Below are 3374 nucleotides of genomic sequence, written 5' to 3' on the forward strand. Positions count from 1 at the left end.
GTCGTCCACCTCTGCCGGCCGAGGAGCCCCCCCGGCCGGCAGAGGTGGACGACCTCGACGCCCTCTTGAGCGACATCGCCTCCGGCCTGTCGGGCAGCCGCGCCGCGAGCCCGGCGGCCGAGCCGGAAAGCCCGCCCCATCGCCGGCCGCGGCTCGAAGAGCGCGCCCCCACCGCGCAGGACCAGGGGCCCGTCCCGCCGCAGGCACCGGCCCGCGAGACGCCCGCCCGGGAAACGCCTGGCCGGGAAACGCCTGCCGTCCTCGCCGCGGCAACGCGGGAATCCGAGGTGCGCACACGCCCCGAAGCCGCCTTCGACGAGGCGGAGTTCGAGCGGCGCCTGTTGGCGGAGACCTTCAGCGAGGAACCTGCCTTCGATTCGCCCGCCCCGCAGGATGCGGGCACCGAACTCCTGCAGGCCGAAGCGCTGCCCGAACCGGAGCCGGAGGCCCCCGCAGACACCCGCACGCCGGAGGCGCAGATGGCGGCCGCCCTCGCCGCCGCCACCGCCGGGGAATACGAAACCGCCCTGTCCATCTGGGAGCCCCTGGCCCGCACCGGCAATGCCCGGGCGCAGAACAATATCGGCGCCTGCTTCATCGACGGCCTGGGCGTGGACAAGGACCTGGACCTCGCCCGCCGCTGGCTGGAACTGTCCGCCGAGAGCGGCGACCCGGTGGGCCGGCGCAACCTCGCCACCCTCAACTTCAAGGGTGAGGGCGTCCCCCAGGACTATGCCAGGGCCGCCGCCCTCTACCTCGCCGCCGCCGAGGATGGCGACGGCCCGGCCCAGGACATGCTGAGCTGGATGCTGCTGGAAGGCGAGGTCATCCCCTCCGATCCGGTCGAGGCCCGGCGCTGGGCGCTGGCCGCGGCCGACCAGGGCATTGCCGCGTCCATGACGCGGCTCGGCATGATCGCCCACAATGCCCTCGGCATGGAGCGCGATGCGGTGGAAGCCGCCCGCTGGTGGCGCAAGGGCGCCGAGGCCGGCGACGCGGACGGCCAGGCCATGCTCGGCGCGGCCTGCCACATGGGCGCCGGCGTGGCGCGCGACCGCGTCGCCGCCTTCGCCTGGCTGCTGCGCGCCCGCGCCGGCAAGAGCGCGCTGGCGGACCGCTTCTTCGATGCCGTGCGCGCCACCCTGACGCCGGAGGAGGAAGCCGCCGCCCAGCGGCGCGCCGCCATCCCGCTGGGGGAGCTGCCCTGACGTGATCATCGGCACGGCCGGACATATCGACCATGGCAAGACCACGCTGGTGCGTGCCCTCACCGGTGTCGATACCGACCGGCTGAAAGAGGAGAAGGCGCGGGGCATCTCCATCGACCTCGGCTTCGCCTACCTGCCTCTGGATGGCCAGGGAGCGGGGGGCGAGGGGACGGAGAGCGAGGTGCTGGGCTTCGTGGACGTGCCGGGGCACGAGAAGTTCGTGCACACCATGCTGTCCGGCGCCAGCGGCATCGATTTCGCCCTGCTGGTGGTGGCCGCCGACGACGGGGTGATGCCCCAGACCCGCGAGCACCTCGCCATCCTGAACCTCCTCGGCATCTCCCAAGGCATCGTCGCCCTCACCAAGGCCGACCTGGTGGATGCGGACCGCCGCGCCGCGGTCGAGGCGGAGATCACGGCCCTCCTCGCGCCCACCGCCCTTGCCGACGCGCCCATTCATGCGGTTTCCGCGCCCACCGGCGCGGGCATCGCCGCCCTGCGCGACGCCCTCGTGGGAGCGGCGCGGCGCCTCGGACAGCGGGCGGCGGGCGGGCGCTTCCGCCTCGCGGTGGACCGCAGCTTCACCCTTGCCGGGGCGGGTACGGTGGTGACCGGAACGGTCCTGTCCGGCACGGTCCGCGTCGGCGACCGGGTGGTGGTCAGCCCGTCCGGCCTGGCCGCCCGCGTGCGCTCCATAAGGGCGCAGGACCGGGTGGCGGAGGCCGGCGTCGCCGGCGACCGCTGCGGGCTCAACCTTGCCGGCGAAGACATCAGCAAGAGCGCCATCGCCCGCGGCGACGTGGTGCTCGATCCGGCGCTGCACGCGCCCGCCGACCATATCGACGCCGAACTCACGGTGCTGGCCAGCGAGAAGCGCCCCCTGGCCCAGTGGCTTCCCGTGCGCCTGCATCATGCGGCGCGGGAGGTGGGGGCGCGGCTGGTGCTGCTCACCGATCCCATCAACCCCGGCGCCTCGGCCAAGGTGCAGCTGGTGCTGGAGGCGCCCATCGCGGCGGCGGTGGGCGACCGCTTCGTCATCCGCGACACCTCGGCCCAGCGCACCATCGGCGGCGGGCGCTTCCTCGACCTGCGCGGGCCGAAGCGCAAGCGGCGCACCCCCGAGCGGCTGGCCCAGCTGACCGCCCTCGCCGAACGCGATCCCGCAACCGCGCTTGCGGCCCTGCTGGCCATCGCGCCCTATTTCACCGACCTCTCCGCCTTCGCCCGCGACCACATCCTGACCGCCGAGGAAACGGAGGCGCTGGCCGCCCGCCTCGGCCTCGTGCGGCTTGCGGCCGGCGAGGCGACCCTGGCGGTCGCCGCCGACCGCTTCGCCGACTTCACCCGCCAGCTGGTATCCGCGCTGGAGGCCTTCCACGCCGAAAATCCCGACCTGCCGGGCATGGGCCGCGAGCGGCTGCGCCTGCTGCTGGTGCCGCGCCTGCCCCCGCCGGCCTTCCTCGCCGCCCTGGAAAGCCTGGGCGATACGGTGAAGCGCGAGGGCGCCTGGGTGCGCCGGGCCGGTTTCGAGGTGCGCCTTTCCGCCGCCGACGAGGCCCTCTGGAGCCGCATCACCCCGCTCATCGGCGGCACCGAGCGCTTCCGCCCGCCACGGGTGCGCGACCTTGCCGGCCTCCTCGGCGTGGCCGAGCCGGAGGTGCGCCGCCTCATGAAGCTCGCCGGCCGCATGGGGCGCGTGGACGAGGTGGCCCACGACCATTTCTTCCGGCGCCCGGTGGTGGCGGAGATGGTTGAGATCCTCGCGCGCCTGTCCGGGGCACGCATGAAGGACGAATTCACCGCCGCCCAGTTCCGCGACGAGGTGTCCAACGGGCGCAAGGTGGCGATCCAGATCCTCGATTTTTTCGACCGCCACGGCGTCACCCTGCGCCGCGGCGATCTGCGCCGCATCAATCCGTTCCGGCTGGACCTGTTCGCCGGCTCGGGAAATGATGCCCCTGCAAGCGATTCGCCGGCGCCACCCGCGCGGGGAAGAGAAGCGTCCCTGGTGGGGCGTCCGGACTTCAAATCCGGGAGGGGCCGCGAGCCGGTCCCTGGTGGGTTCGACTCCCACTCTCTTCCGCCAGATTCCCGAAAAGTCCTTGGAAAAACCGAATGACGCCGGAGCTTGAACAGGGCACGCACGAGGCGGCCCCCGCCGCGCCC

Annotated in this window: 1 protein-coding gene, 1 tRNA gene and 1 pseudogene; all 3 read left to right on the forward strand. The window is 73.5% G+C overall.

The genetic code is table 11. The features are described from left to right. Window positions 1–479: 479 nt before the first annotated feature. The gene (locus K9U41_RS22295) at window positions 480–1208 is read left to right on the forward strand and encodes a tetratricopeptide repeat protein (protein WP_282643033.1); all 729 of its coding nucleotides are present in this window, start codon (window positions 480–482) and stop codon (window positions 1206–1208) included. 1 nt (window position 1209) lies between these two features. After that, window positions 1210–3105: pseudogene (selB, locus tag K9U41_RS22300) on the forward strand (selenocysteine-specific translation elongation factor); the annotation flags it as partial. A 93-nt stretch (window positions 3106–3198) separates the two neighbouring features. Beyond that, window positions 3199–3294, forward strand: a tRNA-Sec gene (locus K9U41_RS22305). Window positions 3295–3374 lie beyond the last annotated feature (80 nt).

Origin of the sequence: Xanthobacter autotrophicus, from assembly GCF_029991245.1 — a bacterium.
Lineage (GTDB): Bacteria > Pseudomonadota > Alphaproteobacteria > Rhizobiales > Xanthobacteraceae > Xanthobacter > Xanthobacter autotrophicus_C.